22 protein-coding genes are annotated in these 26,192 nt (G+C 69.8%); 15 read left to right on the top strand and 7 right to left on the bottom strand.

Going from position 1 to position 26,192, the window contains the following annotated elements; all coding sequences use genetic code 11:
* The first annotated feature begins 200 nt into the window (after window positions 1-200).
* Window positions 201-1,385 (top strand): MarP family serine protease, encoded by a 1,185-nt coding sequence (locus AC5RVG_RS04470; RefSeq protein ID WP_494013009.1) that lies wholly within the window; start codon window positions 201-203, stop codon window positions 1,383-1,385.
* Here the strand turns inward: AC5RVG_RS04470 and AC5RVG_RS04465 are convergent.
* The 3 genes from AC5RVG_RS04465 to acs form a co-directional block, all read right to left on the bottom strand.
* Window positions 1,382-2,503, bottom strand: coding sequence for a DUF2332 domain-containing protein (locus tag AC5RVG_RS04465; RefSeq protein WP_494012852.1), 1,122 nt, complete (start codon window positions 2,501-2,503; stop codon window positions 1,382-1,384). The two genes, AC5RVG_RS04470 and AC5RVG_RS04465, sit on opposite strands and share 4 nt — an antisense overlap.
* A gap of 19 nt (window positions 2,504-2,522) precedes the next feature.
* The gene (gene aroQ, locus AC5RVG_RS04460; RefSeq protein ID WP_494012851.1) at window positions 2,523-2,975 is read right to left on the bottom strand and encodes a type II 3-dehydroquinate dehydratase; all 453 of its coding nucleotides are present in this window, start codon (window positions 2,973-2,975) and stop codon (window positions 2,523-2,525) included.
* 137 nt (window positions 2,976-3,112) lie between these two features.
* Window positions 3,113-5,092, bottom strand: a complete 1,980-nt coding sequence (gene acs / locus AC5RVG_RS04455) for an acetate--CoA ligase (RefSeq protein ID WP_494012850.1) — start codon at window positions 5,090-5,092, stop codon at window positions 3,113-3,115.
* A gap of 325 nt (window positions 5,093-5,417) precedes the next feature.
* On the opposite strand from acs, the gene AC5RVG_RS04450 reads away from it, so the two are divergent.
* Genes AC5RVG_RS04450 through AC5RVG_RS04440 form a run of 3 tightly spaced genes read left to right on the top strand, consistent with a single transcriptional unit; the run spans window position 5,418 to window position 8,573 of the window.
* The gene (locus AC5RVG_RS04450; protein ID WP_494012849.1) at window positions 5,418-7,058 is read left to right on the top strand and encodes a hypothetical protein; all 1,641 of its coding nucleotides are present in this window, start codon (window positions 5,418-5,420) and stop codon (window positions 7,056-7,058) included.
* The gene (nth, locus tag AC5RVG_RS04445) at window positions 7,045-7,866 is read left to right on the top strand and encodes an endonuclease III (protein ID WP_494000656.1); all 822 of its coding nucleotides are present in this window, start codon (window positions 7,045-7,047) and stop codon (window positions 7,864-7,866) included. The genes AC5RVG_RS04450 and nth overlap by 14 nt, the downstream gene beginning before the upstream one ends.
* Window positions 7,867-7,868: 2 nt before the next feature.
* The gene (locus AC5RVG_RS04440; protein WP_494012848.1) at window positions 7,869-8,573 is read left to right on the top strand and encodes an NUDIX hydrolase; all 705 of its coding nucleotides are present in this window, start codon (window positions 7,869-7,871) and stop codon (window positions 8,571-8,573) included.
* A 134-nt stretch (window positions 8,574-8,707) separates the two neighbouring features.
* Here the strand turns inward: AC5RVG_RS04440 and AC5RVG_RS04435 are convergent, their stop codons facing one another.
* On the bottom strand, window positions 8,708-10,408 hold the full coding sequence (locus AC5RVG_RS04435) for a bifunctional 3'-5' exonuclease/DNA polymerase (RefSeq protein ID WP_494013008.1): 1,701 nt from the start codon (window positions 10,406-10,408) through the stop codon (window positions 8,708-8,710).
* A gap of 116 nt (window positions 10,409-10,524) precedes the next feature.
* On the opposite strand from AC5RVG_RS04435, the gene ssd reads away from it, so the two are divergent.
* The 7 genes from ssd to AC5RVG_RS04400 all read left to right on the top strand — a co-directional run bounded on the left by ssd (window position 10,525) and on the right by AC5RVG_RS04400 (window position 15,725).
* Complete coding sequence (gene ssd, locus AC5RVG_RS04430; RefSeq protein ID WP_494012847.1) at window positions 10,525-11,643, top strand: septum site-determining protein Ssd; 1,119 nt, start codon at window positions 10,525-10,527, stop codon at window positions 11,641-11,643.
* Window positions 11,640-12,803, top strand: coding sequence for a TadA family conjugal transfer-associated ATPase (locus AC5RVG_RS04425; RefSeq protein WP_494012846.1), 1,164 nt, complete (start codon window positions 11,640-11,642; stop codon window positions 12,801-12,803). The genes ssd and AC5RVG_RS04425 overlap by 4 nt, the downstream gene beginning before the upstream one ends.
* On the top strand, window positions 12,800-13,606 hold the full coding sequence (locus AC5RVG_RS04420) for a hypothetical protein (RefSeq protein ID WP_494012845.1): 807 nt from the start codon (window positions 12,800-12,802) through the stop codon (window positions 13,604-13,606). The genes AC5RVG_RS04425 and AC5RVG_RS04420 overlap by 4 nt, the downstream gene beginning before the upstream one ends.
* Entirely contained in the window at window positions 13,603-14,169 is a 567-nt protein-coding gene (locus tag AC5RVG_RS04415; RefSeq protein WP_494012844.1) for a type II secretion system F family protein, read from the top strand. Before AC5RVG_RS04420 ends, AC5RVG_RS04415 begins: the two co-directional genes overlap by 4 nt.
* Window positions 14,170-14,296: 127 nt before the next feature.
* On the top strand, window positions 14,297-14,794 hold the full coding sequence (locus tag AC5RVG_RS04410; RefSeq protein WP_494012843.1) for a DUF4244 domain-containing protein: 498 nt from the start codon (window positions 14,297-14,299) through the stop codon (window positions 14,792-14,794).
* 3 nt (window positions 14,795-14,797) lie between these two features.
* On the top strand, window positions 14,798-15,238 hold the full coding sequence (locus AC5RVG_RS04405; protein ID WP_494012842.1) for a TadE family type IV pilus minor pilin: 441 nt from the start codon (window positions 14,798-14,800) through the stop codon (window positions 15,236-15,238).
* Window positions 15,225-15,725, top strand: coding sequence for an Rv3654c family TadE-like protein (locus AC5RVG_RS04400; RefSeq protein WP_494012841.1), 501 nt, complete (start codon window positions 15,225-15,227; stop codon window positions 15,723-15,725). The genes AC5RVG_RS04405 and AC5RVG_RS04400 overlap by 14 nt, the downstream gene beginning before the upstream one ends.
* 123 nt (window positions 15,726-15,848) lie before the next feature.
* Here the strand turns inward: AC5RVG_RS04400 and AC5RVG_RS04395 are convergent, their stop codons facing one another.
* Both AC5RVG_RS04395 and AC5RVG_RS04390 read right to left on the bottom strand, forming a co-directional pair.
* Window positions 15,849-18,203: a DEAD/DEAH box helicase gene (locus AC5RVG_RS04395; RefSeq protein ID WP_494012840.1), complete on the bottom strand. Its 2,355-nt coding sequence runs from the start codon at window positions 18,201-18,203 to the stop codon at window positions 15,849-15,851.
* A gap of 181 nt (window positions 18,204-18,384) precedes the next feature.
* Window positions 18,385-19,059 carry a GNAT family N-acetyltransferase gene (locus AC5RVG_RS04390; protein WP_494000646.1) on the bottom strand — a complete coding sequence of 225 codons (675 nt, stop codon included), beginning with the start codon at window positions 19,057-19,059 and terminating at the stop codon, window positions 18,385-18,387.
* A gap of 97 nt (window positions 19,060-19,156) precedes the next feature.
* On the opposite strand from AC5RVG_RS04390, the gene trhO reads away from it, so the two are divergent.
* A complete protein-coding gene (trhO, locus tag AC5RVG_RS04385; protein ID WP_494012839.1) occupies window positions 19,157-20,062 on the top strand; it encodes an oxygen-dependent tRNA uridine(34) hydroxylase TrhO in 906 nt (301 codons plus the stop codon).
* Between the two features lie 140 nt (window positions 20,063-20,202).
* Here trhO and AC5RVG_RS04380 read toward each other — a convergent pair whose 3' ends face one another.
* Window positions 20,203-20,781, bottom strand: coding sequence for a GNAT family N-acetyltransferase (locus tag AC5RVG_RS04380; RefSeq protein ID WP_494000644.1), 579 nt, complete (start codon window positions 20,779-20,781; stop codon window positions 20,203-20,205).
* Window positions 20,782-20,909: 128 nt separating this feature from the next.
* On the opposite strand from AC5RVG_RS04380, the gene AC5RVG_RS04375 reads away from it, so the two are divergent.
* From AC5RVG_RS04375 to topA, 3 genes are all read left to right on the top strand, one after another.
* Entirely contained in the window at window positions 20,910-22,520 is a 1,611-nt protein-coding gene (locus AC5RVG_RS04375; RefSeq protein WP_494012838.1) for a DUF7059 domain-containing protein, read from the top strand.
* A gap of 79 nt (window positions 22,521-22,599) precedes the next feature.
* A complete protein-coding gene (locus AC5RVG_RS04370) occupies window positions 22,600-23,253 on the top strand; it encodes an ArsR/SmtB family transcription factor (RefSeq protein ID WP_494000642.1) in 654 nt (217 codons plus the stop codon).
* Window positions 23,254-23,431: 178 nt separating this feature from the next.
* A complete protein-coding gene (gene topA, locus AC5RVG_RS04365; RefSeq protein WP_494012837.1) occupies window positions 23,432-26,152 on the top strand; it encodes a type I DNA topoisomerase in 2,721 nt (906 codons plus the stop codon).
* Window positions 26,153-26,192 lie beyond the last annotated feature (40 nt).

The raw sequence follows: 26,192 nt of genomic DNA, 5'->3' as shown, positions 1-26,192 counted from the left end.
GTGGGGGCACTGTTCTCCATTTTGCCGTATGTAAAGCCCGTGTGACATCTTCCACAAGGCTTTTCGCTCCCAGAGGAGGAAAGCGCGGCATCGAGCACCGGCACGGGCTGCCGGAGGTGACAACCCGTAACGGCGGTTAATAATTCCCGCGGGCGGACCGCCTAGACTGATGCACATCCCACCGCAACGGAGAATGAGTGATTTTCGGCCTGACCATCCTGGACGTTGTCCTGCTGCTGATCCTCTTGGCGTACCTGGTCTCAGGTCTGCGCAAGGGGTTCCTGCTCACCCTCGGCGGCATCGCCGGCATCGCCCTGGGAGCGGTGGCAGCTTTCTTCGCCATCCCCCTGGTCAGTGAATGGGTCCCCGACAGCGCCTGGCGGCTGACCGCAGCCATTGCCGTGGCCATGTTGCTCGTGGTGCTCGGGCACGCCCTGGGAACGGGTATCGGCGCAGCCATCCGGCGCCGGATGGACTTCCCGCCGCTGCGGCCGCTGGACCGGCTGCTGGGCGGCTTGATGAATCTCGCCGTGACCGCGCTGGTGATCTCCATGCTGGCGTTCAGCCTGGGCACCATGGGCGTGCCGTTCATCTCGCAGCAGATAGCCGCGTCCAAGGTGATCGCGTCGATCGAAAACCTCACCCCGGATCCGGTGAAGGCGTGGGCGGCGCAGGTGCGCTCGATCGTTGTTGCGGACGGCATCCCGCTGGTCCTCGACCCGCAGGCGCCGCAGGAGTCGGCGCCGGTTCCCGATGCCAGCACCGATACCGCGGCCCTGAACGAGGCGGCGGCCTCCGTGCTGCGGATCGCGGGGACGGCCTTCCAATGCGGGCAGAACCAGACCGGGTCCGGCTTTGCGGTGGCCCCGGACCGCGTGCTGACCAACGCCCACGTGGTGGCCGGCGTCAACGAACCGGTGGTGGAGATCCCCGACGGCCGGGTGCTGCCCGGACGGGTCGTGTTCTTCGACCCGGTGCGCGACCTGGCCGTCCTGGCCGTGGACGGGTTGGACGTGCGGCCGCTGCCGCTGGCGGGCGAACTGTCCGAAGGCGACCTGGCGGCGTTCCAGGGCTACCCGGCCGGCGGTCCCTTCCAGAGCAAGCCGGCCACCGTGCAGGGCCGTTCGCAGGTGCTGGTTCAGAACATTTACGGTGCGGACCCGTCGTCGCTCGAGGTCTACACACTGGCGGCGAACGTGCAGCAGGGCAATTCCGGCGGACCTTTGCTTGATGCGGACGGAAACGTGGCCGGCGTGGTGTTCGCCAAGTCCACGGAGGACGTGCCGGTGGGCTACGCCCTGACCCTGGCGGAGGTCCAGCCGGTCGTCGACGCAGCCCTCGGCTATCAGGAGACGATCTCCGCCGGCCAATGCGTGACCCGCTAGCGGCTCTCCTGCGGTAGCCAGTCCAGAAACTGGCCGTGCGGGCCGCTGACCGCCACCGGGCGCCCGTTGTGCGAAAGCAGGAAACGGCCCCGGCGGGTCCGGTCGTCCAGGCCGGGAATGTTGGAGTCACCAGCCGGCAGCGGCATCACGCCGGGACCTTCGTGCGCGAGCCAGTGCACGCCCCGCTCACGGATGAGCCCCTCCACCAGGGTGCGGAACCGCCGACGGTCCGGCTCGGGCAGGTAGGCCAGCACTGCCGAATGGAAGACGACGACGGCGGCATCCCCGGGCGCCTGGGCCACCAGTGCCGGCAGCTGCTCGGTCAGGTCGCCGGCCACCAGCCGGGCCGGTGTGCGGCGGGCAACCTCGATGGCCTGGTGCAGCCGACGGATGCGGAACTCCTGCCCCGGCCAGATCAGGGCCTCGAGCCAGGCGACGTCGTCGGCATCGTTAAGGTCCAGCGGATTCAGGTCGATTCCGGCGCGCCAGCGGACTTCGGGCAGCGACTCGGGCAGCGGCGGCCGGCCGGAGGTGGAGCATTCCAGCAGCGGCGGCTGAGCTTCACCGCCGGCGGGCGCGGCTTCCGCCCCGGCCCCCGCGGACGCCGATTCCGCCGCAGCCCCGGAGGGCGCCGTTTCCGCCCCGGCCCGGGCGGCAGGCGAGGACCGCGGCGCGAGGACCGCACCGCCGTCGTACTGGTAGCGGTACAGGTCGGGATAGAGCAACAGCCCCGCCGAGGCGCCCACCTCGATCAGCGCCAGCGGCTTGGCTTCGGAGGCGGCGATGGCCGCCAGGGACGGCAGGAAAACGGCGCAGCGGCCGGGTTCATTCGTCTGCGTGGTGCGCGCCAGTGCCACCTCCCGGACCGCGTCCCACCGCGACAGCAGGAAGTCGCGGAAGCCCGCGTACTCCGTCGCGCCGGCGCCAAGGGAGCGGGAGGCCGCCAGGATCAGGTTGGGCTGGCGCTTCGACGCGGGCAGGGCGTCGATCAGCGCCAGGACCTCGGGATCGTCGCTGATGCCCAGGGCCCATTCGACGTACACCGGGGACTGGCCTGCGGCCTCGTGCACGCCGAAGTTCCGGTACCAGCCGGCGGTGTCCCCTCGCTGTCCACCCATCGTCGCCGCGGCCGCTCCGCTACAGGGCCTCGGCGAGGTATTCGACCGCCAGCCGGTAGCCGGTGATGCCCGCGCCGGCGATGACGGCGTCCGCGATGCCGGAGATGTAGGAGTGGTGGCGGAACTCTTCTCGCCGGTGGATGTTGCTGATGTGAACTTCGACCACCGGGAGGGCCACGCCGGAGAGGGCGTCGCGCAGTGCCACGGACGTGTGGCTGTAGCCGCCGGGATTGATGACGATCGCATCGGCCGTGCCTCGGGCGGCGTGGACCGCGTCGATCAGCTCCCCTTCATGATTGGACTGCACGCACTCGGCGGTCCAGCCGCGGGCGGCCGCGGCGTCGGTGGCGAGCCGCTCGACGTCGGCCAGCGTGGCGGTGCCGTAGACGTCCGGTTCCCGCGTGCCCAGCAGGTTCAGGTTGGGGCCGTTGAGGATCAGGACGCGGCGGGTGCCGGGGATATCTGCAGTCATGCCTTTTACTATGCCTCAATCGCGTCTCGGGGGAGCTGACCTGTTCCAGCGGGGCGTCCTGGCCTCGCGGTGTGATGCCGTGGCCCGCCCGCCGCCAGGGGCGGGAGGGCCACGGCATTCAGCCGACTGTCCGGGCGTCAGGCCTTCAGCGAGGTCGCGATCTGCTGCATGACGGTGTTGTCCGCCAGGGTGGTGGCGTCGCCGACCTCGCGTCCTTCGGCCACGTCCTTGAGCAGGCGGCGCATGATCTTGCCGGAGCGGGTCTTGGGAAGTTCCGGCACCACCAGGATGGTGCGCGGCTTGGCAATCGGGCCGATCTCCTTGCCCACGTGGGCGCGGAGCGTGGCGACGATGTCCGGGTCTTCCGCCGCGCCGCCTCGCAGGATGACGAACGCCACGACAGCCTCGCCGGTTGTTTCGTCCTTGGCGCCGACGACGGCGGCCTCCGCGACGGCGGGATGGGAGACCAGCGCCGACTCGATTTCGGTGGTGGAGAGGCGGTGGCCGGAGACGTTCATGACGTCGTCGACCCGGCCAAGCAGCCAGATGTCGCCGTCCTCGTCCTTCTTGGCGCCGTCGCCGGCGAAGTACATGTTCTCGAAGCGGGACCAGTAGGTTTCCTTGAACCGTTCCGGGTCGCCCCAGATGCCGCGCAGCATGGCCGGCCACGGCTCGCGGATCACCAGGTAGCCGCCGTGGCCGTCCGGGACGGAGTCGCCAAGTTCGTCCACGACGTCGACGGCGATGCCGGGGATCGCCACCTGCGCGGAACCGGGCTTGGCGGCGGTGATTCCGGGCAGCGGGGCGATCATGTGCGCACCGGTTTCGGTCTGCCACCAAGTGTCCACAATCGGGGCCTTATCGCCGCCGATGACCCGGCGGTACCACATCCAGGCCTCCGGGTTGATGGGTTCGCCGACCGAACCGAGCACCCGGATGGAGGACAGGTCGTACTTGGCCGGGATCTCCTCGCCCCACTTCATCATGGTGCGGATCGCCGTCGGGGCGGTGTAGAGGATGGAGACCTTGTACTTTTCCACGATCTCCCACCAACGGCCCTGGTGCGGGGAATCGGGGGTGCCCTCGTACATCACCTGGGTGGCGCCGTTGATCAGCGGAGCGTAGGTGACGTAGGAGTGGCCCGTGACCCAGCCGATGTCCGCGGTGCACCAGAACACGTCCGTCTCCGGCTTCAGGTCGAACACCACCTTGTGCGTGTAGGCGCACTGCGTCAGGTAGCCGCCGGTGGTGTGGAGGATGCCCTTGGGTTTCCCGGTCGTGCCGGAGGTGTAGAGGATGAACAGCGGGTGCTCGGCGTCGTGCGGCACGGGCGTGTGCTCCGCCGACGCGGCCTCCACCGTGTCCGCCCACCACACATCGCGGCCCTGCTGCCAGTCGACGGGTTCGCCGTTGCGCTTGACCACCACCACCTTGGTCACCGTGTGGCCGGGGGCGGAGAGGGCCTCGTCCACGGCGGGCTTCAGCGGCGACGGCTTGCCGCGGCGCCAGGTGCCGTCGGCGGTGACCACCAGCTTCGCTTCGGCGTCGTCGACGCGGGAGCGCAGCGCGTCGGCGGAGAAGCCGCCGAACACCACCGAGTGCACGGCACCGATCCGGGCGCAGGCCAGCATGGTGATTACCGCTTCCGGGATCATCGGCAGGTAGACGGCGACCCGGTCGCCCTTGGCCACGCCGAGGGACTCGAAGGCGTTGGCGGCCTTCTTCACCTCTTCGGTCAACTGCGCGTAGGTGTACGTGCGGGTGTCGCCGGGCTCGCCTTCGAAGTGGATCGCCACCCGGTCGCCCAGCCCGTTCTCCACATGCCGGTCCAAAGCGTTGTAGGCCGCGTTCAGCTCGCCGCCGACGAACCACTTGGCAAACGGGGCGTCCGACCAGTCCAGCGCCTGGCTGAAGTCCGTGTCCCACGAGAGGACCTCGCGGGCCTGCTTGGCCCAAAAAGCCGGGCGGTCCGCCTCTGCGTCCGCGTAAACGTCCTGTTTGGCTACGGCTGCGGCGGCGAATTCAGCGCTGGGCGCAAATCTACGCTTCTCGTGGAGCAGGTTTTCCAGGGCGTCGCCGGTGGCGGCGGTCGACTGCGTTCCGTTGGCTTCAGACATGTGGGGGCCCCTTCGTCGTGCTGGGTCATTGGCGTGCCCCCGGCTTGTCAGCCGGGCGCACCTGCTGCTTGCCAGCCTAATCCTTTGTGCGCCGTCGGCGGTGTTGAGCGTCACACTGCACGATGTAAATGGAGGTGAATCTGCGGTGAACGGCACCCGGTGGCGCCGTCGCCCGCGGGAATCCGGCTAGTGAAGGGTGGGTTCCTTGACTACGCTGAGACCAGCGCCAGAAGGTTGCGCGGCGGCCCAAGCCCGCGGTGCAACCCGCAACGACCCACGGCGGGCCCGGCCCGCGCTGCAACCGTAAACGACCGGAGGATCGAAGATGTCCCAGAGCTCCCAGACCCACGGCACGGCAGGAACTGCGGTGGCCGGCCCGTTCACCGTGCGAGACATGGTGGTGGGCGCCGGCATCGTCCTGCTCTTCCTCTCGTCCGTGATGCCCCTGCAAGTTCTCCAGGGCATCGGCGTGAACCTATGGAATTCGGGGGGCCTGTTCCAACTGGGGCTGGGCATCCTGCTTCCGGCGGTGGTCTTGGTCCTGTTTGTCGTGCGGCGGCTGGCCCCGCAGACGCCGCTGCGGGTGGGCTCTTTGTCGGTCGACCAATTCGCCTCGGTGGTCGCTTCGCTGGCGCTGGCGTTCTACTTCCTGACGATCGTTACCGTCTTCAGCGTTAGCGGAGTCATCGGATTCATCGGCGCGGTGGTGCTCTTTGCGGGAACCGTTTGCGCGCGCTGGATTCCGCAGCTTGCCGTCGATTTCGCCGGCCGTCCCGAGGCCGTCGCCCACCCCGTGGCGCGCGACGCTGTTCCGGCTGCACCCCGGCCGAAGCAACCCAAGCCCGCCACCGGGCAGCCCGGCGCGAACCAGCCCGGCGCGAACCAGACGGGGGTCGGACAACCGGCCGGCCACAGCGGAGCCGCCCGCCAGGGAACGGCCAGGGCAGGTGCCGTCCGGATTGACGAGGCGGCGGAAGCACGCGGCGCAGGGGTCCCCGCCGGTTCCGCAGCACCTGCTCCGTCCGGCGCACACTACGCCGGAGCGCAACAACCTTCCACCGGGCAGTTCGCTGCACCCTCGGGTAAGGGAGCGGCCGGAGTGGCAGGCGCCGCCGCGGCCGCCCACGCCATGAACTCGCCGGAACACGGCACCGGCACCGGCACCGCGACGATCGCGTCGGGACGGGACACCGACGCCAGCCCGATCAGCACGCAGCGGGCCGAGGACCTTGAACCGGACGATTCCCTGTCGCCGGGGGCGGCAGACGGTGAGGCCGTCGGCATCCCCGTGACCGCCGATGCGAGCGGATCCGCAACGGCGCGCGCCGCCGCGTCCTCGGCGAGCGGCGTGGCCACGGACGTCGGCTACTCCGCCGGAACGGTGGTGGGCGGGTCTGCCGCGTCCGCCGGCGGCCGGCAATCCCGGGAGCCTGCCACAACGGGCCGCACCGGAACCGTGGATCTTGCCGGCGGTACAGGCGAGCATGGCGCAGCCGAACGGCAGGACGAGTCGGCCGTTCCCGCCGGCGGGCCCGTCGGTGGTGCAGCCGCCGAACCGGCCGCCGGTGCGGCCGTCGGCGGTGCAGCCGCCAAGCCGACCGGGGCCGGAGCCAGTGCCGCCACACCCGCCGACCAGACGACGACGGCAGCCACCACGGCCATGCCGTCGGTCGGGGAGAAGGTCACCGCTCGCGCCGGCGCCGACGCTGCCTCGGCGTCTGCTCCCATCAGCGCCACCAGGGAACACTACGAGGACGAGGAAGCCGAAGGGGAATACGAGGCCTTTTGGTTCGCAGTCGGGCGCACCCGTCCGGTGCTGGACGAGAACACCGGCCAGGCCATGTTCACGGTGGAGCCCGGGTCGTGGATCCTGGCGCTGCAGGACCGCGGCGACGAATTCCTGGTGCAGCACACGGACGGCCGGGTGGGCGTGTTGAGGGACCTGACGAACATTGAGCGTGCCTGATCGGGCGCCGGCCACCCGCCGGCGCAAGACCGAAGAGTCCCTTCTGGCGCGCAAACGCCGCGCCCGGCGGATCAACAAGGAGCTCGCCGAACACTACCCGTATGCCGTGGCGGAACTGGATTTCTCCAACCCCTTCGAGCTGCTCGTGGCGACCATCCTCTCCGCGCAGACCACCGACGTCCGGGTCAACATGACCACTCCGGTGCTCTTCCAGCGCTACCCGGACGCCCGCGCCCTCGCAGCAGCCGATGAGGCCGAACTGCAGGAGCTGATCAAGCCCACGGGCTTTTTCCGGGCCAAGTCCCAGAGCCTGCTGAAGATGGCCAACCAGATCGTCGACGAATTCGACGGCGAGGTCCCGGGAAACCTGGACGACCTGGTCAAGCTCGCCGGCGTCGGCCGAAAGACGGCGAATGTGGTGCTGGGCAATGCGTTTGGGATCCCGGGAATCACCGTGGATACGCATTTCCTCAGGTTGTCCCGCCGCTTTGGGTGGACCGGGTCGACCGACGCGGTCAAGGTGGAATTTGATGTTGCGGAGCTGTTCGAGCCCAAGGACTGGACCATGCTCTCGCACCGTGTTGTTTTTCACGGCCGCCGTGTGTGCCACGCCCGGAAGCCGGCGTGCGGCGCCTGTCCCGTCGCCCAATGGTGCCCGTCCTACGGCGAGGGAGAGGTGGACCCGGAGAAGGCGCGGAAACTGCTGAAGTACGAACTCGCGCCGGGACGCGAAGAACTGCTGGCCCGGATGATGGCCGGGGAGACGAGGCGGGAGCTTCGCGCAGCGGGCTTTCCGCTGGGAGCCTGACGATGAGCGCCAAGCAGGACCTGCAGCGGCTGGTGGAGCTGCCGATGGACCAGCGGCTCTCCGTCCGCGAACGGGAGCGCTGGTACGACGTCGCGCTTGACCAGGGGACGGCGCGCCCGGCCGCGGTGCTCCTGCTCTTCGGCGCCCTGGACGACGCACCGGCCCACTTCCACGATTCGGCCGTCCCGGATGACCTTGACCTGCTCTTCGTGGAACGCGCCGCGGGCCTCTCCTCGCATCCCGGGCAGGTGGCGTTTCCGGGCGGCCGCATCGACCCCGACGACGACGGACCCGCCGCCGCGGCGGTCCGCGAAGCGGTCGAGGAGACAGGCCTGGACGCGGCCGGCGTCGAAGTATTGGGTGTCCTGCCGGATATCCCGCTGTCGGTCAGCAACTTTTTGGTGACGCCGGTCTTGGCCTGGTGGGTTGCTCCCTCGCCGGTCGACGTGGTCGACTTTGCCGAGTCGGCGCAGGTCTTCCGTGTGCCGGTAGCCGACCTGCTGGATCCTGCCAACCGGCGGATGTCGGTGCTCCGCCGCGGCGGCCAGGTTTTCCGCAGCCCCGCATTCCTGGTCCACGGAGTGGTGGTCTGGGGCTTCACCGCCATCCTGCTCAGTCACCTGTTTGACGACCTGGGATGGTCGTTGGACTGGGACAGGTCGCGCGAAATCCCGGCACCGATCGCCCCGCGCCCTGCGGCCGGCTGACGGCTGCCCCGCCCGCCCTGTAACCGGCAGACGGCTGCCCCGCGCCCCTCCGGCCGGGCTTGACGGCCATGGTCCGCGCCCTGCGGCCGGCTGACGGTCATGGACCGGTGGCCAGCCGGGGGAGGCGCGCTGCCTTACTTGGCGTCGGCGTAGGAATCGACCACCGCCACACTGACCGGGAAGGCCACAGGGATGGCGCCGAAGACCAGGCGGGTGGCGGCAGCTGCGGATTCCTCCACCAGCCGGCAGGCCAGTTGGGCATGGTCCTCGCGGACGTGCAGCATGACCTCGTCGTGGAGGAAGAACACCATTTCCCCCACGAAGGTTCCTTCCGCCGCGCAGGCGCGCAGCCGCCGTCGTAATTCCGCCAGCCAGCACAGCGCCCATTCAGCGGCCGTGGACTGCACCACGAAGTTGCGGGTGAAGCGGCCGCGGCTGCGCGCGAGGGTATCGGCCCGTCGCTGCTCTTCGGCCGTGGCGGTCCGTTGGGAGGCCAGCCAGCGTTCCGACGGCGGAGGGCAGCTGCGGCCCAGGTAGCTGCTGACCACCTGCCCCGCCTCGCCGGCCCGGGCCGCGCGCTCGACCACCGCGATGGCCTGCGGATACGTCCGGGTGAGCTGGGGCATCAGCCGGCCGGACTCGCCGGTGGTCGCACCGTACATGGCCCCGAGCATCGCGATCTTCGCCTTGGCACGGTCGCCGCCGAATCCGGCGTCGGCAATGCCCTGATAGAGATCCTTGCCACGGCCGGCCGCTGCCAGGGCCTCGTCCTGCGCCAGCACCGCCAGCACCCGGGGTTCCAGCTGCGCTGCGTCCGCGACGATGAGCTTGTGGCCGGGATCAGGGCGGACGGCGTCCCGGATTTGGCCGGGTATCTGCAGGGCCCCGCCGCCGCGCGAGGCCCATCGCCCGGTGACCACGCCGCCCACCACGTACTCGGGCCGGAAGCGGCCGTCCCGGACCCAGGCGTCCAGCCAGGCCCAGCCATTGGCAGTGAACAGGCGGGCGAGCTTGCGGTATTGCAGCAGCGGCTCGATCGCTGGATGGGTGTGCTGCTTCAATTCCCAGGAGCTGGTGGTTTTGACCTCGATGCCGGCCCGGTGCAGGGCGCGGATGAGCTGCTGCTGGGAGTCGGGGTTGAACGTGGGATTGGCCAGCTCCTGTCCGAGCCTGACGGCGAGCTCCTCCAGCTTGTCCGGCCGCTGGCCTTCCCGCGGGCGTGCCCCCAGTTGGTCCTCAAGGATGCCCAGGTGCACGTCCTCGCGCCACGGCACGCCGGCGTGCTCCATCTCGGTGGCGATCAGGGCGCCTGCCGATTCGGCCGCCAGCAGCAGCTGCAGCCGGCCGCGGTGGACGGACGCGGCCACGGCCGCCAACTGGTCCTGCAGCTCGGCCACGAGGTCCTCCAGCTCGGTGCCGCCGGGCTGTGGTTCGTCAAAGAGGGTGAACTGGTCCGGGGACTGCTGCGGCGGCGGCAGCTGACGGGGCAGCTCTTCGTCCTGATGCGCGGCCGGCGCCTCCCGCAGCGCGCGGACATACCCGGTGTCCGGGGCGTGGACCGACAGGGCCAGGATGTTGCGGGCGAGCGTGAGATCGTGGCTGCGGTGCACGCCCGTGCCGGCGGCCAGCAGCGGCTGATATGCGGCGCGCGTGGCTTCGAAGACCCAGCGGGGTCCCTCGCCGTCCAGGCTTCGAACCGTCGAGGCGAGTCGTCCCTGGGGCACGACGACGGGCGGCCCGGAGGGGGTGCCATGCGCGTTGGTGCGCTGCAGGTAAGCGACGGGTTCTGTGCCCTCCGGCACGGAAATGTTCCGCGCGGCGGAGGCCAGGACCATGTACACACCTCAATTCTGCACCGACCGGTCCTCCACACGCCCCAAGCCGTCCCTGGCGGCCCACATCCGGAGTTGGCGTGGCGGGCGCGGGCCGGGAGTTCAGCGAAGATCGGGGCATGCCAGGACACCACACCGCCGCCGAGCGGTCCCGCTGGAAACCAGCGGAAGCGACGGACGTCGTCCTCGTCGGCGGCACCGACCGGCTGCGGGATGAAGTGGCCAGGATCGCGGCGGCGGCCGGGCTGGCACTGCGCCCCGACGGACGCCCCGACGGATTGCAGGGGGCCCCGGATGCCGCTCGTGGGGCCGCCCCGATGCTGCTGGGCACCGCCGGGCATCACCGGGTGCAGCGGACCAACGTGGACATCATCGTGGTCGGATTCATTGACGAGGCACCGGCCCTCTGGGACCTGGCGGCCTCCACGGGGGCCGGGCGGGTGGCGGTGCTGCCCGAGGGCGCGGTGTGGCTGGCGGAATACCTGAGCCGGACCTGGCGGCGTGAAACGGCCGGGAAGGTGGTTGCCGTGCACGGGGCCAGCGGTGGAGTAGGGGCCTCTGCTCTGGCCGCCTGGCTGGCCGCGGAGGCTGCCCGCTCGGGAACGGCCACGGTCTTGGTGGACGACGACCCGCTCGGCGGAGGGCTCTCGGCTGCCCTGGGTGCCGCCGACGTCCCGGGCCTGACCTGGCCGGATCTGGCGGCGGTGCAGGGAACGGTGAACCCGGTCCAACTGGCGGCGTCCTTGCCGGCGACCGGCGGATTCTCCCTGCTGTCTTGGCCGGGGACAGGGGACCCCGCCCTGCACGGCACCCCGCAGGACGAGGTGACGGCGGAGATCATGGCGGCCGCGTCAGGTGCTTTTGGCTTGGTGGTTGTCGACACCGGACGGCTGAGAAGACCGCCCCAGACCGGGCCTCCGGCCAACGACACTGTGCTGCTGGCCCGGACGGACAGCCGCTCCCTGCGGGCCGCGGCGGCCGCGGCGGCAGCGGCCGAAACCGGAACGAACCTGCACCTGGTGGTGCGGGGACCGTTGCCGGCCGGAGCCGACGAACAGCTGATCGCCGACGAGCTGGGGGTGCCGTTGGGCGGCTACGTGCCGCACCTGCGCGCGGTCCCGGCGGCACAGCGGGGAGGGCGCCTGCTGGATCTGGCCTCGAACAGGCGGATCCGCGCGTTGTGCGCCGGCCTGCTGGCGCGCCTCAACCCCGCACCGGGGCAGGGCAGCGGGTCATGAACGGGGCGGGACGCAGGCGGGCTGCCCCGGCAGCGGTCTCCGCCATCGGATTGGAGCCCTTCCGCCGCGCGGTGCTCTCCGATCCATCGCCGGTGACGGGGGCCCGACTGGCAGCAGCCGTTCAGTCGAGCGGCCGTTTGCTGGGAACGGCCGGTACGCTGCAGGCGGTGGACTCACTGGCCGCAGACTTGCGCGGACTGGGGCCGCTGCAACCGCTGGCGGACGCGGGAGCCACGGACATCCTGGTAAATGGCCCGCAGGACGTCTGGACCGACGGCGAACGCGGTCTGCTCCGTGCCCCCGTCGCTTTCGCCGGCGACGCCGAGGTCCGGGCGCTGGCCGTACGCCTGGTAGCAGCCGGCGGGCGCAGGCTCGACGACGGGAACCCGTGCGCGGATGTGCGCCTTGCGGGTTACCGGGTCCATGCCGTGCTGCCACCGGTTTCGACCGGCGGGACGCTGCTCTCGATCCGGCTCCATCGTCCGCGCCGCTTCACGCTCGCGGAACTGCTCACCGCCGCGCCGCAGTGGCAGCCCTATCTCGAAGCCGTCGTCGGGCAGCGCCTGAACTTCCTGATCTGCGGAGCCACCGGGTCAGGCAAGACGACCTTGCTTTCGGCGATGTTGGGGGCCGCCGGCCCGCAGGAACGGATGGTCTTGGTCGAGGATGCCGCCGAACTGGACCCGGACCATCCGCATGTGGTGGGCCTGCAGAGCCGGACCAGCAACGTCGAGGGCACCGGGTCGATCGGCATGGCGGAACTGGTTCGGCAGGCACTGCGGATGCGGCCGGACCGGCTGGTGGTCGGAGAGTGCCGGGGCGCCGAGGTCCGCGAGTTCCTTGCGGCGATGAACACCGGCCACGCCGGAGCCGGCGGCACCATCCACGCAAACTCCGCCGCGGCGGTCCCGGCCAGGCTGGCAGCCATGGGCGCGCTCGCCGGGATGAGCGCCGAAGCGGTCGTACTTCAGGCCGCGAGCGCACTGGACCTGGTGATCTCGATGCACCGGACCGCGGAAGGGCGCTGCGTGCGGGAGATCTGCCTGCTGCGGCGCGATCCCTCGGGTGGCTTGCAGACCATTCCGGCGCTGGCCGCTGACGGAGCCGGCATCAGACACTCGCCCGGTTCAGACGAACTCCACGAACGGTTGTTCCCATGACCGGCCTCACGGTATTCCTGTTGAGTGCGGCCGCCTGCCTGCTGCTGATGCCGAGGCGCGCATCCCGGTCGGCGGAGGTGCGCCGCGGCCCCAGACGTACCCTGGCCGGCAGCGGGACGCGGCGCCGGTCCGCCGGCGCCGAATTGGACCTGCTGCCCCTCTTCGTGCGGCAGCTGGCCGCGCTGTTGAGTGCCGGGCGCACGCCGGCCCAGCTCTGGCCGGACATGCTCTCCGTCTACGCGGCGGCGGGACCGCCCGACCGGTCCGCGCCCGGTGCACGGCGGCGGGATGGAACAGGGCCGGCGTCGGGTGCGGCAGCGCGGGAAGTGGGGCTGTTGCTCCCGACCCTTGAGGCGGCAGCACAGGCCGCGGATTTGGGGCTGGGAATAGGACCGGTTCTGCGGAGGCAGGGGCCGCGTGACGGCCGGCGGGTACGACCCGAGGCCGCCGCCGTGCAACGGATGTGGCATGATCTGGCTTCCTGCTGGGAGGTTTCCGAGAGGACCGGGGCACCACTGTCCCTGCTGCTGGAGAATTATGCGCGGCACCTGCAGCATCGGCTTGATGCCAGGGCTGCGCGCAGAATCGCGCTGGCGGGACCCAAGGCCACCGCGGCCCTGCTCGGGTGGCTACCGCTGCTGGGACTTGGGCTCGGCGCCGCGATGGGTGCCGACCCCGTCGCCACGCTGCTGCTGTCACCGACAGGGTGGCCGGTCCTGGTCACCGGGGCGGCACTCATGGTCGGCGCACGCTTCTGGTCCCGGCAGCTCGTGCGCCATGCTGCCGGAAGGGAGGGCCTGTGATTCCGGTGCTGACCGGTCTACTGCTCTTTGCTGCTGCCTGGCTGCGGTATCCGGGACTGGTCGGCGCCCGCCGCATCCCCGCGCAGCGGCCGCTGGTTTCAGGCGGAACCCGGAAAGGTGGCGGCAGGGATGAAGCGCCCGACGATCCGGCCCTGCACCTGGACTTGATGGGCGCGATGCTGGCAGCGGGACTTCCCTTGCCTCACGCCGTTGCTGCCCTCGCTGCCACCAGCCAGGGAACGACGAAGACGGCTTTGGACCAGGTCGCCTCGGCGTTGTTGCTGGGCGTGGACTGGCAGGAGGCCTGGGCGCTCGCAGAGAGCGGTTCCGGACTGCACATGTTGCGCGACTCCCTGCGCTTCGGTGCCGCAACGGGTGCGCCCTCGGCGGCGGTGCTCTTTGCCCAAGCCGACCAGCTGCGGCGGCGCGGGCATCAGGAAGACCAGCAGCGTGCGGCCGCGCTCGGCACCCGGCTTGTACTTCCGCTGGGGCTGTGCGCCCTTCCGGCCTTCATTGCGCTGGGCGTCGTGCCGGTGCTCGTCGCCCTCGTGCCCAAGCTGTAAGCACTCCTCCACAGCGCAGGCTCCATCCCGGAGTGTGCACCGGGACCAAGCCAGCAGTGCCGGGCCACTGGCCCGGTCGGGGAAGCTCGAATAACCGCAATCCGGCGGTCTCATCCAGGAGGAAAACATGTTGTCACTGGCCGAAATCCGGGACCGCACACCACGTTCGCTGCCGCCGAACCCTGCAGTGCAACTACCCGGAGACAAGACGGCGAGACCGTTCGCGACGGCGCAACCACCCGCGGCGGCGCAACCACCCGCGCCGGCTCAGCCGACCGCGACGGCGCAACCACCCGGGGCCACGGCAGGGCAACCATCCCCATCAGCGGAACCGACCGGGAACGCCGCGGCACAACGGCCTGCGGCGGCACTACTGCCCGCGGCGCAAGACGGCCCCGGCAGTCTGGCGGATGTCATTGACTTCCCGGCAGGCGGTCGGAGCAGGCTCGCCCGGAGAAACTGGCGGCACCTGACCGGCTCCGAAGCCGGAATGGCCACCGCCGAGTATGCCATCGCGACGCTTGCCGCGGTGGCGTTCGCCGGTCTCTTGGTCCTGATCCTGCGAAGCGGCGAAGTCCGCGGCATGCTCACGGACTTGGTGGAGCTGGCGCTGAGGGCGGTCTGACCGATGTCTGTGTGCCGCCCCGCCCGCTCCAGCACCGGCCGGCGTGCCCCGGCCGCCCAGCGCGCCGGCGAGCGCGGCAGTGTCACGGCGGAGTTCGCCGTTGTCCTGCCCTCCGTCGTCGTCGTGCTGGCTTTCCTGCTGGCCGGTGCGGCCGCCGGAGCAGCACAGCTGAATGTGGAGAAGGCCGCACAGGCGGCGGTCCGGCAGCTCGGCCGCGGCGAGCCGGAGACAGCAGCCGCGCACACGGTCCGCTCCATCGCCGGGGACGGCGCAACGTTGGCGTCCGGCAGCGGCGGCGGCTGGGTTACGGTCCATGTCACGGCTCAGGCATCCGGTCCATGGCCCGGGGTTGGCGGCTGGACGCTGGAGGCCCGGGCAACCGCGCCTGCCGAGCCGACCGGCGGGCCGGTGATTCCGCCAGGCGCAGGACATGGAGCCGGCTAAGCGACGGCCGGCGCCCCGTGCCGCACCACCCGGTGCGGGTGCCGGTTTCGGAACAGCCGGACCGGACAGCACCGACCACGGCGACGGCGCCGGCGCTGGCGTCACCGGACCGCACGGCACGGACCACGGCGCCGGAACGGTGCTGTCGGTGGGGCTGGTGCTCATGCTGTGCCTGATGCTCGCGGTGCTCGTCACGGTGATGCAGGCGGGCTTGGCCTCGGCGCGGGCGGGGAAGGCGGCCGACCTGGCTGCCTTGGCCGGCGCCGATGCTGCCCGCGGCCTGCTGGCCGGCGAACCATGTACCGTGGCCGCAGACGTGGCACGCAAGCAGGATGCCGAACTGCTGGCGTGCCACCGTTCCGGACCCGACGGTGTGGTGGTTGACGTCCGGACCCGAACCCGGCTGCCCGACCTGCTGGGGTGGCTTGACGGACAGTGGACGCATGCCGAGGGCCGGGCACGTGCGGGGCCACCACCGGGCGGGTAAGCCATCAACAGCGTGGGGTGGGCCAGCCCCAAGGCGATAACCATCGGCAGCGCGGACGAAGCGCTGTTTCCCACCTGGCGCGTGCAGGGATTGCCGAGTCAGACGGGCGTCGGTGCCCCTCGGTTAGGCGACGGCGGCCTGGTGCCTGTCGGCAGGGGCAGGGCCAGCTTGGGAAAGCAGAGCCTCGATCAGCGTGACCGCCCCCGACTTGTCCAAGGGATTGTTCTTGTTGCCGCATTTGGGGGACTGCACACAGGAGGGGCAGCCCGTTTCGCACTCGCAGGACCGGATGGCGTCCCGGGTGGCCGCCAGCCAGATCCTGGCTGCCTCAAAGCCCCGCTCGGCGAAGCCTGCGCCGCCGGGATGCCCGTCGTAGACGAAGATGGTCGGCTTGCCGGTATCGGCATGCAGTGCCGTCGATACCCCGCCGATGTCCCACCGGTCGCTGGAGGCCACCAGCGGGAGCAGCCCGATGCCGGCATGTTCGGCCGCATGCAGGGCACCGGGCACACGGGCCGCGACCAACCCCGCCGACGTTAGTTGCTGCTCGCCGATGGTGAACCAGACGGCCTTGGTGAACAGTTCCCTGGCACGAAGATCCAGGGGCTCTTCGCCCAGGATTTCGTTGGAGATGAACGCCTTGCGCTGGAAGGAGACGACTTTTGTGGTGACCTTGACGTCGCCGAAACAGGCCTGGACTTCGCCCCACTGCTCGGTTCGCTGCGCGCCGAGCACTTCGATCTGCGTGACGTCGCGGGCCTGGGTGTAGTAGTCCGGATTTCCCCGGGTCACCATCGCGCAGTGGTCCTGCTCGTTCAGCTCATCCACGACGTATGTCGTGCCCTGGTGCACGTACACGGCGCCGCTATGGGCCTGATAGTGCGACTGCGGGGAGTCCATGGTCCCGAGCAGCGTCCCGGAGTCCGATTCGACAATGCTGATGGGCCCACCGCCGTCGGCCCGCAGATTCACCATGGCCGCCGCGCTTTCCGGGTGGGTCCAGTACCAGCCGGCCGGCCGGCGCCGGAGATAGCCGTCGGCGGTTAGCTGGTCGAGCAGGCCCGGAGCCGCGGCGCCGAACAGTCCGATGTCCGCGGGCGTCAACGGAAGCTCTTGGGCGGCGGCGCACAGGTGTGGCCCCAAGACATAGGGGTTCGACGGGTCGAAAACGGTCGCCTCCACGGAGACGTCGAAGACGGCCTCGGGGTGGTGGACCAGATACGTGTCCAGCGGATCGTCGCTGGCCACGAAGGCAGCCAGCGCGTCCTGCCCGGACCGGCCGGCGCGGCCGATTTGCTGGAACAAGGAGGCGCGGGTGCCCGGCCAGCCCGCGACCAGGACGGCGTCCAATCCGGAGATATCGATGCCCAGCTCAAGCGCCGAGGTGCTCGAGACGCCCAGCAGCTGCCCCGACCTGAGCTTGGCTTCCAGCTCGCGGCGTTCCTCCGGCAGGTAGCCGGAGCGGTAGGCAGCCACCCGCCCGGGCAGCGAGGGGTGGACGTCGTCCAACAGCCGTTTGGTGATGGAGGAAATCGTCTCGGCACCCCGGCGGGACTTGATGAAGGCGATGGTACGCACCTGCGCCGCGACGAGATTGGCCAGCAGATCGGAGGTCTCGGCAACCACCGTGCGCCGTTCCTTGGCGCCGTTCTCGCCTTTGAGCTCGGTGAGCTGGGGCTCCCAGAACGCTACGGTCGTGGAGCCGTGCGGCGAGCAGTCTTCGGTCACCGCCTCTGCTACCGCGCCGATCAGCCGACGGAAGGAGGTTGCGGGGTCCGCGGAGGTGGCGGAAGCGCCGATGAACACGGGGTCCGCCCCGTAACTGGCGCAGACGCGGCGCAACCGCCGCACGAGATTGGCAACATTCGAGCCGAAGACACCGCGGTAACTGTGCGCCTCGTCAATGATCACGAAGCGGAGCCGGCGGAAGAACCGTGCCCACCAGGCGTGGTTGGGCAGGATCCCGAAGTGCAGCATGTCCGGGTTGGCCAGCACGAAGTTGGCATGGTCCCGAATCCAGCGGCGGGCACCCGGATCGGTGTCGCCGTCGTAGGTTTCCGCCCGCACGGTGGGCAGCTTCAGCGCCTTGATCGCCGCCAGCTGGTCGGCCGCCAACGCCTTGGTCGGGGCCAGGTACAGGGCGACGGCGCCGCTCGGCTCGAGGCTCACGGTGTCTGCCAGGGCCGTCCGGTGGATGGCGTCCAGGGCCGGCACCTGGTAGGCCAGCGACTTTCCGGAGGCGGTTCCCGTGGCAATGATCGTATGGCGGCCCTGATGGGCACCCTCGGCGGCGCGCACCTGATGGCGCCACGGCTCGTGCACACCGAGCGAGGCATAGGCGGCACGGATATCACCGTGGACCCACTCCGGCCACGGCTCGACCACGGCCTCCCGGGCCGGAAGCTCGCGGACATGCACCAGTTGCTCAGGCTCCGGACCGGAGCCGAGCAGCGGAATTAGGGAATCGTGCAGGGCCACCCGAACATTGTGTCACCACACCGGGGCGCGGCGGGCAGCACCCGCAGCACGGCAGCTGCGGGCCGTGCGGGCCGGCTGCTGCCCGCACCGATCGGCCAAGCAGCACGGGTGGGCCGGGCTGCATGGGCGGGCCGGCCTGCATGGGTGGGCACGCAGCACCGGTGTGCCAGGCAGCAGGCGGTCAGCCCTCCGCCACGGGCTTGAGGATCATCACATCGCAGACCGTGTCCCAGCCCAGGTGCCGGTACAGCATCTGGCCGTCGTGCGAGGCGATCAGCAGCCCGGTGTCCACCATGTGCTCCAGCACGGAGGCGATTAGCGCGCGCATCACGTGCGTGGCCAGCCCGCGCCTACGGTAGTTAAGGTCCGTTTCGATGTGGTCGAAGACCGCGAAATTGTCGACGGCGGCGGCGACGCCGTGGGCGGCCTCGTTTCCTTCATGCACCACCCGGACCTTGTGGACGTTCCCGTGCTTCTCGACCTCGGTCTTGTAATCGGGGTCGCGGTACCACGGGTCCTCGGCGTCCTGGCCGGACATGTCGGTGACCATCAGCGACTGGGCGTTGTGGTGCACCCGCAGCCCATGCTGCGGCGCCAGCTGATGGATCCGCTGCGCGTCGCGCGTCAGCACGGTGAAGATCCGTCCCGGTGACTTGGTGGTGTCGCGGGCCACGGCGGCGAATTCCTCGTCGCCGGGTTCGAACGCGAAGTACTCCCAGTCCCCGGTCTTGTCCGCCAGCAACACGGCCGGGTGTCCGTCGACCTCTTCGGCGGAGTAGCCGCGGCAGGCCGACCAGCCGGCGACCCAGGCGGCAAGGACGTCGTCGGGGACGTCAGTCGTATATTCGTGACCCATAGCAGGACTGTACCGAACAGCGGGCGCGGGCGGCATGCCTAATCGATGACAACCCTGTCACAATCCCTGATTACCGGCCACCGCGTAACCTTGATGCGTGGCTTTGAACCGGATTGTGCTTTATTACGCTTTCACCCCGTTGCCGGACCCGGACGCCGTCCGGCTCTGGCAACGCGCGCTGTGCGAGAAACTCGGCCTGCGCGGCCGGATCCTGATTTCCAAGGACGGCATCAACGGCACCGTCGGCGGAGAGCTGAACGCGGTGAAGCAGTACGTGAAAACCACGCGCGAATACCCCGCCTTCCGCGGCCTCGACGTGAAGTGGTCCGAGGGCGGGGCGGAAGACTTCCCGCGGCTGAGCGTCAAGGTCCGGGACGAGATCGTATCCTTCGGTGCCCCGGGAGAGCTCAAGGTGGACCAGGGCGGAGTGGTCGGCGGCGGGATGCACCTGCGCCCCGAGGAGCTGCACCAGCTCATCGACGCCAAAAAGGCGGTGGGCGAAGACGTGGTTTTCTTTGACGGCCGCAACGCCTTCGAAGCGCAGATCGGCAAGTTCAAAGACGCCATCGTGCCGGACGTGGCCACCACCCACGACTTCATCAAGGAACTGGACTCCGGCAAGTACGACGATCTTAAGGACAAGCCCGTGGTGACGTACTGCACCGGCGGCATCCGCTGCGAGGTGCTGTCGTCCCTGATGGTCAACCGTGGCTTTCAGGAGGTCTACCAGCTCGACGGCGGAATCGTCCGTTACGGCGAAACCTTCGGCGACGCCGGGCTGTGGGAAGGTTCGCTCTACGTCTTCGATCAGCGCATGCACCTGGAGTTCACGCCGGACGCCAAGACCATCGGGGAATGTGTCCGCTGCCAGGCGCCGACCAGCAAGTTCGAGAACTGTTCCAATCCGGACTGCCGCCAGCTGACGTTGTACTGTTCCGCGTGCGCAGCGGATCCGCAGACCCTGCGCTGCCCGGATGGCTGCCCGGAGCCTGCCGCGGCCTGACTGCCGCTGCTGACTGCCGCCGGCCGGCTCCCGTTGTGTGGCCCGGCGGCATCCGGGCCGTCCGTCCCGGGCAGGGGAGCGTCCCGGAGCTGTTTTGTGGACGTCGCGGGCTACCCAACGGCATCAGGTTCCGTGACGGGTCAGGCGTTCGCGGTCTCGGGCCACAGGCCCGCGGTGGCATCCTGGGGTTCGGTGTCCTCGACCTCGGTCTTGAACACGCTCATGCCCCGCGCCTGGTAGTTGGCCACGGCCGCCGGCCCGTCCAGCGAACAGGTATGCACCCAGACGCGCCGCACCGGCGGAAACCCGTCCCAGCGGCCATGCAACTGCCAGGCCTGCCGGATGCCTTCGGTTAGCAGGGCACCGCCGAAGCCGCGGCCGATCGCCTCGGGGAACAGGCCGAAGTACATGATTTCGACGTCGGTGCCGGTCTCGCCGGGCCGGCCCAACAGTTCCACGTAGCCGGCCGGAGCGTTGCCGGTGTACAGCACCCAGGTTTCCGCCCCGGGGGCACGCACTGCCTGTTCCCATTCGCTGCGCGTGAGCACCAGCCGGTCGGCCCAGTTCCAGCTGCTGCCCACACTGCGGTAGAGGAACTTGCTGAACTCGGGGCTGATCTGCCGCACCCGCACCACGGCGGCATCATCCGGCAGCGGGCGCGAGCCCGGCACCAGCTGGGCCGGATCGGTCTGTTCAAGGTAGGTGGTGGTGACGAGCATGAGGTCATTTAACCATCAGGGAACCGCCCCGGAGGCACGGGCAGCAGTGACCTGTGAGCGCTGAAGGGCCGCGGGCACCTTGGCCGGCAGGTCCGGGGCGTGTCTGTCCGGGTTACTAGACTTGGGCCGTGGATAGTGCAGATTTCTCCGACGTTCCCCATGCGCCCGCCAGCAGCGACCGGCGGCTGCTGGCGGACCTGGCCGCCGACCTGACCACCCTGGATTACAGCGTGGACGGCGTCGCGGCGCTGCTCGGAACCGAGGCGTGGGAGGCCTTGGACCGCGACCAGCTGGTTCCGGCCGTGCTGGCCACCGCCCGCCTGCTGGAGGATCCGGCACAGGGCCGACTGGCCGCCGTCGTGCGCCTGTGGCTGTTGGGTCGGAGCGTGCCGCCCGGGCTGCTGGCGCGGGCGTTCCCGCGCACCGGGGTGGACGGGCTCGCCGCCCTCCGGCTGGCCGAGCGCGACGGAGGTGAGTGGCGGGCCGCCGTAGACCTTCGCCCGTACGCCTTCGGCGAGACCGAGCTGTGGGTGGCCAGCGACCTCGGGGCGCACCAGCGGCCCGGCGTCCTCCGGCACGATCACGTCCTGGGCATCGGCCAGGCCTCGCTGACGCTGGCCCAGCTGACCGTCCGCACCGAGGTGGAACGGGCCCTGGACCTTGGCACCGGGTGCGGGATCCAGCTCTTCCACCTGCTGGGCCACGCCCGCCACGCCACCGCGACGGACATCTCGGAGCGGGCGCTGGCCTTCACCCGGTTCAACCTCGCCCTCAACGCCGGCGCCCTCGGGCTGGACCCGGACCACCTGGAGGAGCGGGTCAGCCTGCGGCTGGGCAGCCTGTTGGAGCCGGTGGCGGGGGAACGGTTCGACCTCGTGGTATCCAACCCGCCGTTCGTGATCACGCCGCGTCGCCCGGCCGAACGCGCCGACGAGCAGTTCACCTACCGCGACGGCGGACTGCCCGGCGACGACATCGTGGCCACCCTCTTCCGCTCCCTGCCCTCGGTGCTGGCCGACGGCGGCGTCGCACAGATGCTGGGCAACTGGGAAATTCCGGCGGGCGCGGGCAGCTGGCACGCCCGGTTGGAGCAGTGGCTGGCGCCGGACACCGACGCCTGGGTCATCCAGCGCGAGCAGCTCAGCCCGGCGCAGTATGCGCAGACGTGGCTGCGGGACGCCTCGGTGAACCGCGACCCCGAGCTGTTCGAATCCGCGTACGCCGCCTACCTGGACGATTTCGCGTCCCGGGACGTGGAGGCCCTCGGCTTCGGGCTCGTGTGGCTGCGCCGCTCCCTGCCCGACGCCGCGGCCGCCGCTGCAGGCGCAGGATTGCTGCGGAGGTTCGAGGAGATCACCTATCCGATCGAACAGCCCATCGGCCCGCACCTGGCCGCGGCGGTCGAGCGGGCCGATTGGCTGGCCGAGCACGCCGCGGACTTTGGCCGCCAGCACCTGCGGGCGGCCGAGGACGTGACCGAAGAGCGGCACCAGCGGCCGGGCGCCGAACATCCCGGCGTCATCCTGCTGCGCCAGGGCGCGGGGCTGCGCCGGACCAACCTGATGAGCACCGAGTTGGCCGGGTTCGTTTCCGCGTGCGACGGCGAGCTGGGCGTGGACCAGATCATCGGTGCGCTGGCGGCGCTGTTGGGCCGCGAGGAGCCGGACTTCGCCGGGCAACTCTCCGCCGAAGTGCGGAACCTGGTGGCAGACGGCTTCCTGGTGCCTGCCGGCGAATAGGAAATTGTTGCCGGATTGCAGTCCGGGATTGGCCGGCAGCCCCGCCCGGGAGCGGTGACCGGCATTACACTTACTGATCATGACTAAGGCTTCAAGCACGACGACCGGCCGGGCGGCCACGGCAGCGGCGGCCACTCCGGCCGAGCCGGCGGCCGGAGACAGGGTCAATATCTCCGATGCCCGCGCCATCCGTGCGCTGGCCCATAACGTGCGGCTGAAGGTCATCGAAGAGCTCTTTGATACACAGCAGCCGGCCACCGCCACGGAGTTGGCGCAGCGGCACGGGCTGACACCCAGCGCCATGAGCTACCACCTGCGGGCGCTGGAAAAGTGGGGATTCGTCAAACGGTGCGTGAACCAGGGCGACGGCCGGGAACGGCACTGGCAGGCCGCCGCCGGACGCCTGGACGTGACCAGCGTGGCGGACAGCCGTGCCGCCACCATGGGCGTGGTGGACGTGGAACTGAACGACCTGCGCGAACGCCTGTCCAAGTACGTCAAACGGGACAAGCAATTGCCGAACCCGGACACCTGGCGGCAGGAGGGGCACCTGGCTGCGCTCAGCACGGGGCGGTTCTACCTGACCGAGGAACAGCGGAAGGACCTCGGCCGGCGGATCGGCGAGATCCTGCTGGAATACAGCCCGACCACCAATCCCGAAAACCGGGGCGAAGGGGCGGAAAAGCTGTACTACGTCTTCTCCTTCCTGCCCGGCGACATCGACAACGATTAGGGCCTTGCCGCGGGCATCGGCAGCGGTCCGTTGCCGCGGAGGCAGCCGGCTGCACGCGCTGGCGTTTTCTGTTTCGCGGTACTGTTGCGGCTAACCTAGTGCTGACGGTCCTCCACCCCGCCGGGTTGGGGGACGTATTTACAAGCGCATCAACACCCTTTCTTTACGTAGGAGCACAGTGCCAGCCAAGGCCCGCGAAAAAACCGGTAAGAAACTCGTCATCGTCGAGTCCCCGGCCAAGGGCAAAACCATCGCCGGGTACCTCGGCGAGGGCTTTGAGGTCACGGCTTCCATGGGGCACATCCGTGACCTGCCCCAGCCCTCCGACCTGCCGGCCGAGCTGAAAAAGACGTCGGTCGGCAAGTTCGCGGTGGATATCGAGAACGATTTCGAGCCGTATTACGTGGTGTCTCCGGACAAGAAGAAAAAGGTGTCCGAGCTCAAGTCGATGCTCAAGGACGCCGACGAACTCTATCTGGCAACTGACGGTGACCGCGAGGGCGAAGCCATCGCGTGGCATCTGCTGCAGGTGCTGCAGCCCAAGGTGCCCGTGCACCGCATGACGTTCAGCGAGATTACCCGCGAAGCCCTGCAGCGCGCCCTGACCGAGGTCCGCGAGGTGGACACCGACCTGGTCGACGCGCAGGAGACCCGCCGGATCGTGGACCGGCTCTTCGGCTACGAACTCTCGCCGGTGCTCTGGCGCAAGGTCAAGGCGGGGCTCTCCGCCGGACGCGTGCAGTCCGTGGCTACCCGGCTGGTCGTCGAGCGCGAGCGCGAGCGGATGGCGTTCCGGGCGGCCTCCTACTGGGACCTGCTGGCAACCGTGGCGCCGGAGGACGCGGCCAAGGGCGGGGTGTTCAAGGCGAAGCTGGTCTCGGTCGACGGCAGCCGGGTCGCCGCCGGCAAGGACTTCAACGATCTGGGCCAACTCAAGGCGCGCTCGGCCGTCCATTTGGACGAGGCGGCCGCCACCGCGCTGGCAGACTCCCTGCGCAGCGCCAGCTTCTCCGTCCGCGGAGTAGAGAACAAGCCCTACACCCGCCGGCCGGCGGCGCCGTTCACCACCTCCACCCTGCAGCAGGAGGCGGCCCGCAAGCTCCGGTTCTCCGCCCGTTCGACCATGCAGGTGGCGCAGAAGCTGTACGAAAACGGCTACATCACCTATATGCGTACCGATTCGCCGGCGCTAAGCGATCAGGCCGTGAACGCCGCGCGGCGCCAGGCCTCCGAGCTGTACGGGCCAGAGTATGTCCCGGATGCCCGCCGCGTTTACAAGGGCAAGGACAAGAACGCCCAGGAAGCCCACGAAGCCATCCGGCCCGCCGGTGATTCTTTCCGCACGCCCGGCCAGGTGCGCAGCCAGCTTTCCGGCGACGAGTACCGGCTGTACGAGCTGGTCTGGAAACGCACGGTGGCCTCGCAGATGGCCGACGCCAAGGGATCGACGTCGACCGTGCGGCTGGGCGCCACGGCCGGGGACGGGCGGGACGCGGAGTTCACCGCATCCGGCACCGTCATCACGTTCCCCGGTTTCCTGGCCGCCTATGAGGAGGGCAAGGACGCCGGACGCGAGGACGAGGACGATGCCACCGGCGGGCGCCTGCCGAACCTCGCCAAGGGCGACGCGCTGGACGCGCAGGCGGTCGACGCCGTGGGGCACGAGACATCGGCACCGCCGCGCTACACCGAAGCATCGCTGATCAAGACGCTGGAAGACCGCGGCATCGGCCGTCCGTCCACCTACGCCGCCACCATCTCCACCATCATGGACCGCGGCTACGTCCGCACCCGCGGCTCCGCCCTGGTTCCGAGCTGGATCGCGTTCTCCGTGGTACGGCTGCTGGAGGAGTACTTCAGCGACTACGTCGACTATGACTTCACGGCGGAACTCGAAGAGGACCTGGACCGCATTGCCCGCGGCGAGGCCAGCCGGACCGAGTGGCTCTCCGGCTTCTACTACGGGGACCGCAAGGAAACCGGCCTGAACACCGTGGTGAACGACCTGGGCGAAATCGACCCGCGCCGGATCAATTCGATCGAGATTGCCGAGGGAATCACCCTGCGGGTGGGCAAGTTCGGCCCGTATCTGGAACGCAACGGCGAGGGCGACGGCGAGGAGCCGGAGCGGGCCAATGTCCCCGACGACCTGGCTCCGGACGAGCTGACCCCGGAGAAAGCCCTCGAGCTGATGGAAACCCAGGGGCCTGGCGAGCGCGAGCTTGGAAAGGACCCGGAGACCGGCCGGACGATCGTGGCCAAGGAAGGCCGTTACGGCGCCTACGTCACCGAGGTGATCCATGAGCCGACGGCCGAGGAACTGGCCGCACAGCCGGTGGAGTATTACAAGAACGGCAAGCCCAAGCCGCCGAAGAAGCCGGCCAAGGTCAGGCCTCGCACCGGTTCCCTGTTCAAGTCGATGAGCGTGGACACCGTCACCCTCGAGGACGCGCTGAAGCTCTTGAGCCTGCCGCGGGTGCTCGGCACCGATGCCGAGGGCACCGAAATTACCGTGCAGAACGGACGCTTCGGCCCTTACCTGAAGAAGGGCAGCGACTCGCGGTCGATCGGCTCCGAGGAGGAAATCTTCACCATCACGCTGGAACAGGCGCTGGAGATCTACGCGCAGCCGAAGACCCGCGGCGGCCGCACCGCCGCCGCACCGCTGGCCGAGTTCGGCGTGGACCCGGTGTCGGAGAAGAACATCGTGGTCAAGGACGGCCGGTTCGGCCCCTACATCACCGACGGCGTCACGAACATCACGGTGCCGCGCGCCACCAGCATCGAAGAGCTGACACGAGAGCAGGCCATCGAACTGCTGGCGGAGAAGCGCGCGAAGGGACCGGCGAAACCGGCGGCGAAGAAGCCGGTACGGCGCAAGGCCGCCGCCAAGAAGTAGCGGCCGCCCCGGCCGCTGCCCGCGGCGGCCGGGGCCGGAC

This window comes from Arthrobacter senegalensis, assembly GCF_059091765.1.
The sequence above is the reverse complement of the archived record's forward strand: the minus strand, read 5'-3'. Positions and strand labels throughout refer to the sequence as shown.

Bases quoted from the DNA above. Each gene is read 5' to 3' on its own strand.
- AC5RVG_RS04465 (WP_494012852.1), bottom strand. From the start codon at position 2,503: ATGGGTGGACAGCGAGGGGACACCGCCGGCTGGTACCGGAACTTCGGC.
- aroQ (WP_494012851.1), bottom strand. From the start codon at position 2,975: ATGACTGCAGATATCCCCGGCACCCGCCGCGTCCTGATCCTCAACGGC.
- acs (WP_494012850.1), bottom strand. From the start codon at position 5,092: ATGTCTGAAGCCAACGGAACGCAGTCGACCGCCGCCACCGGCGACGCC.
- AC5RVG_RS04450 (WP_494012849.1), top strand. From the start codon at position 5,418: ATGTCCCAGAGCTCCCAGACCCACGGCACGGCAGGAACTGCGGTGGCC.
- AC5RVG_RS04440 (WP_494012848.1), top strand. From the start codon at position 7,869: ATGAGCGCCAAGCAGGACCTGCAGCGGCTGGTGGAGCTGCCGATGGAC.
- AC5RVG_RS04435 (WP_494013008.1), bottom strand. From the start codon at position 10,408: ATGGTCCTGGCCTCCGCCGCGCGGAACATTTCCGTGCCGGAGGGCACA.
- ssd (WP_494012847.1), top strand. From the start codon at position 10,525: ATGCCAGGACACCACACCGCCGCCGAGCGGTCCCGCTGGAAACCAGCG.
- AC5RVG_RS04425 (WP_494012846.1), top strand. From the start codon at position 11,640: ATGAACGGGGCGGGACGCAGGCGGGCTGCCCCGGCAGCGGTCTCCGCC.
- AC5RVG_RS04420 (WP_494012845.1), top strand. From the start codon at position 12,800: ATGACCGGCCTCACGGTATTCCTGTTGAGTGCGGCCGCCTGCCTGCTG.
- AC5RVG_RS04410 (WP_494012843.1), top strand. From the start codon at position 14,297: ATGTTGTCACTGGCCGAAATCCGGGACCGCACACCACGTTCGCTGCCG.
- AC5RVG_RS04405 (WP_494012842.1), top strand. From the start codon at position 14,798: ATGTCTGTGTGCCGCCCCGCCCGCTCCAGCACCGGCCGGCGTGCCCCG.
- AC5RVG_RS04400 (WP_494012841.1), top strand. From the start codon at position 15,225: ATGGAGCCGGCTAAGCGACGGCCGGCGCCCCGTGCCGCACCACCCGGT.
- AC5RVG_RS04390 (WP_494000646.1), bottom strand. From the start codon at position 19,059: ATGGGTCACGAATATACGACTGACGTCCCCGACGACGTCCTTGCCGCC.
- AC5RVG_RS04380 (WP_494000644.1), bottom strand. From the start codon at position 20,781: ATGCTCGTCACCACCACCTACCTTGAACAGACCGATCCGGCCCAGCTG.
- AC5RVG_RS04370 (WP_494000642.1), top strand. From the start codon at position 22,600: ATGACTAAGGCTTCAAGCACGACGACCGGCCGGGCGGCCACGGCAGCG.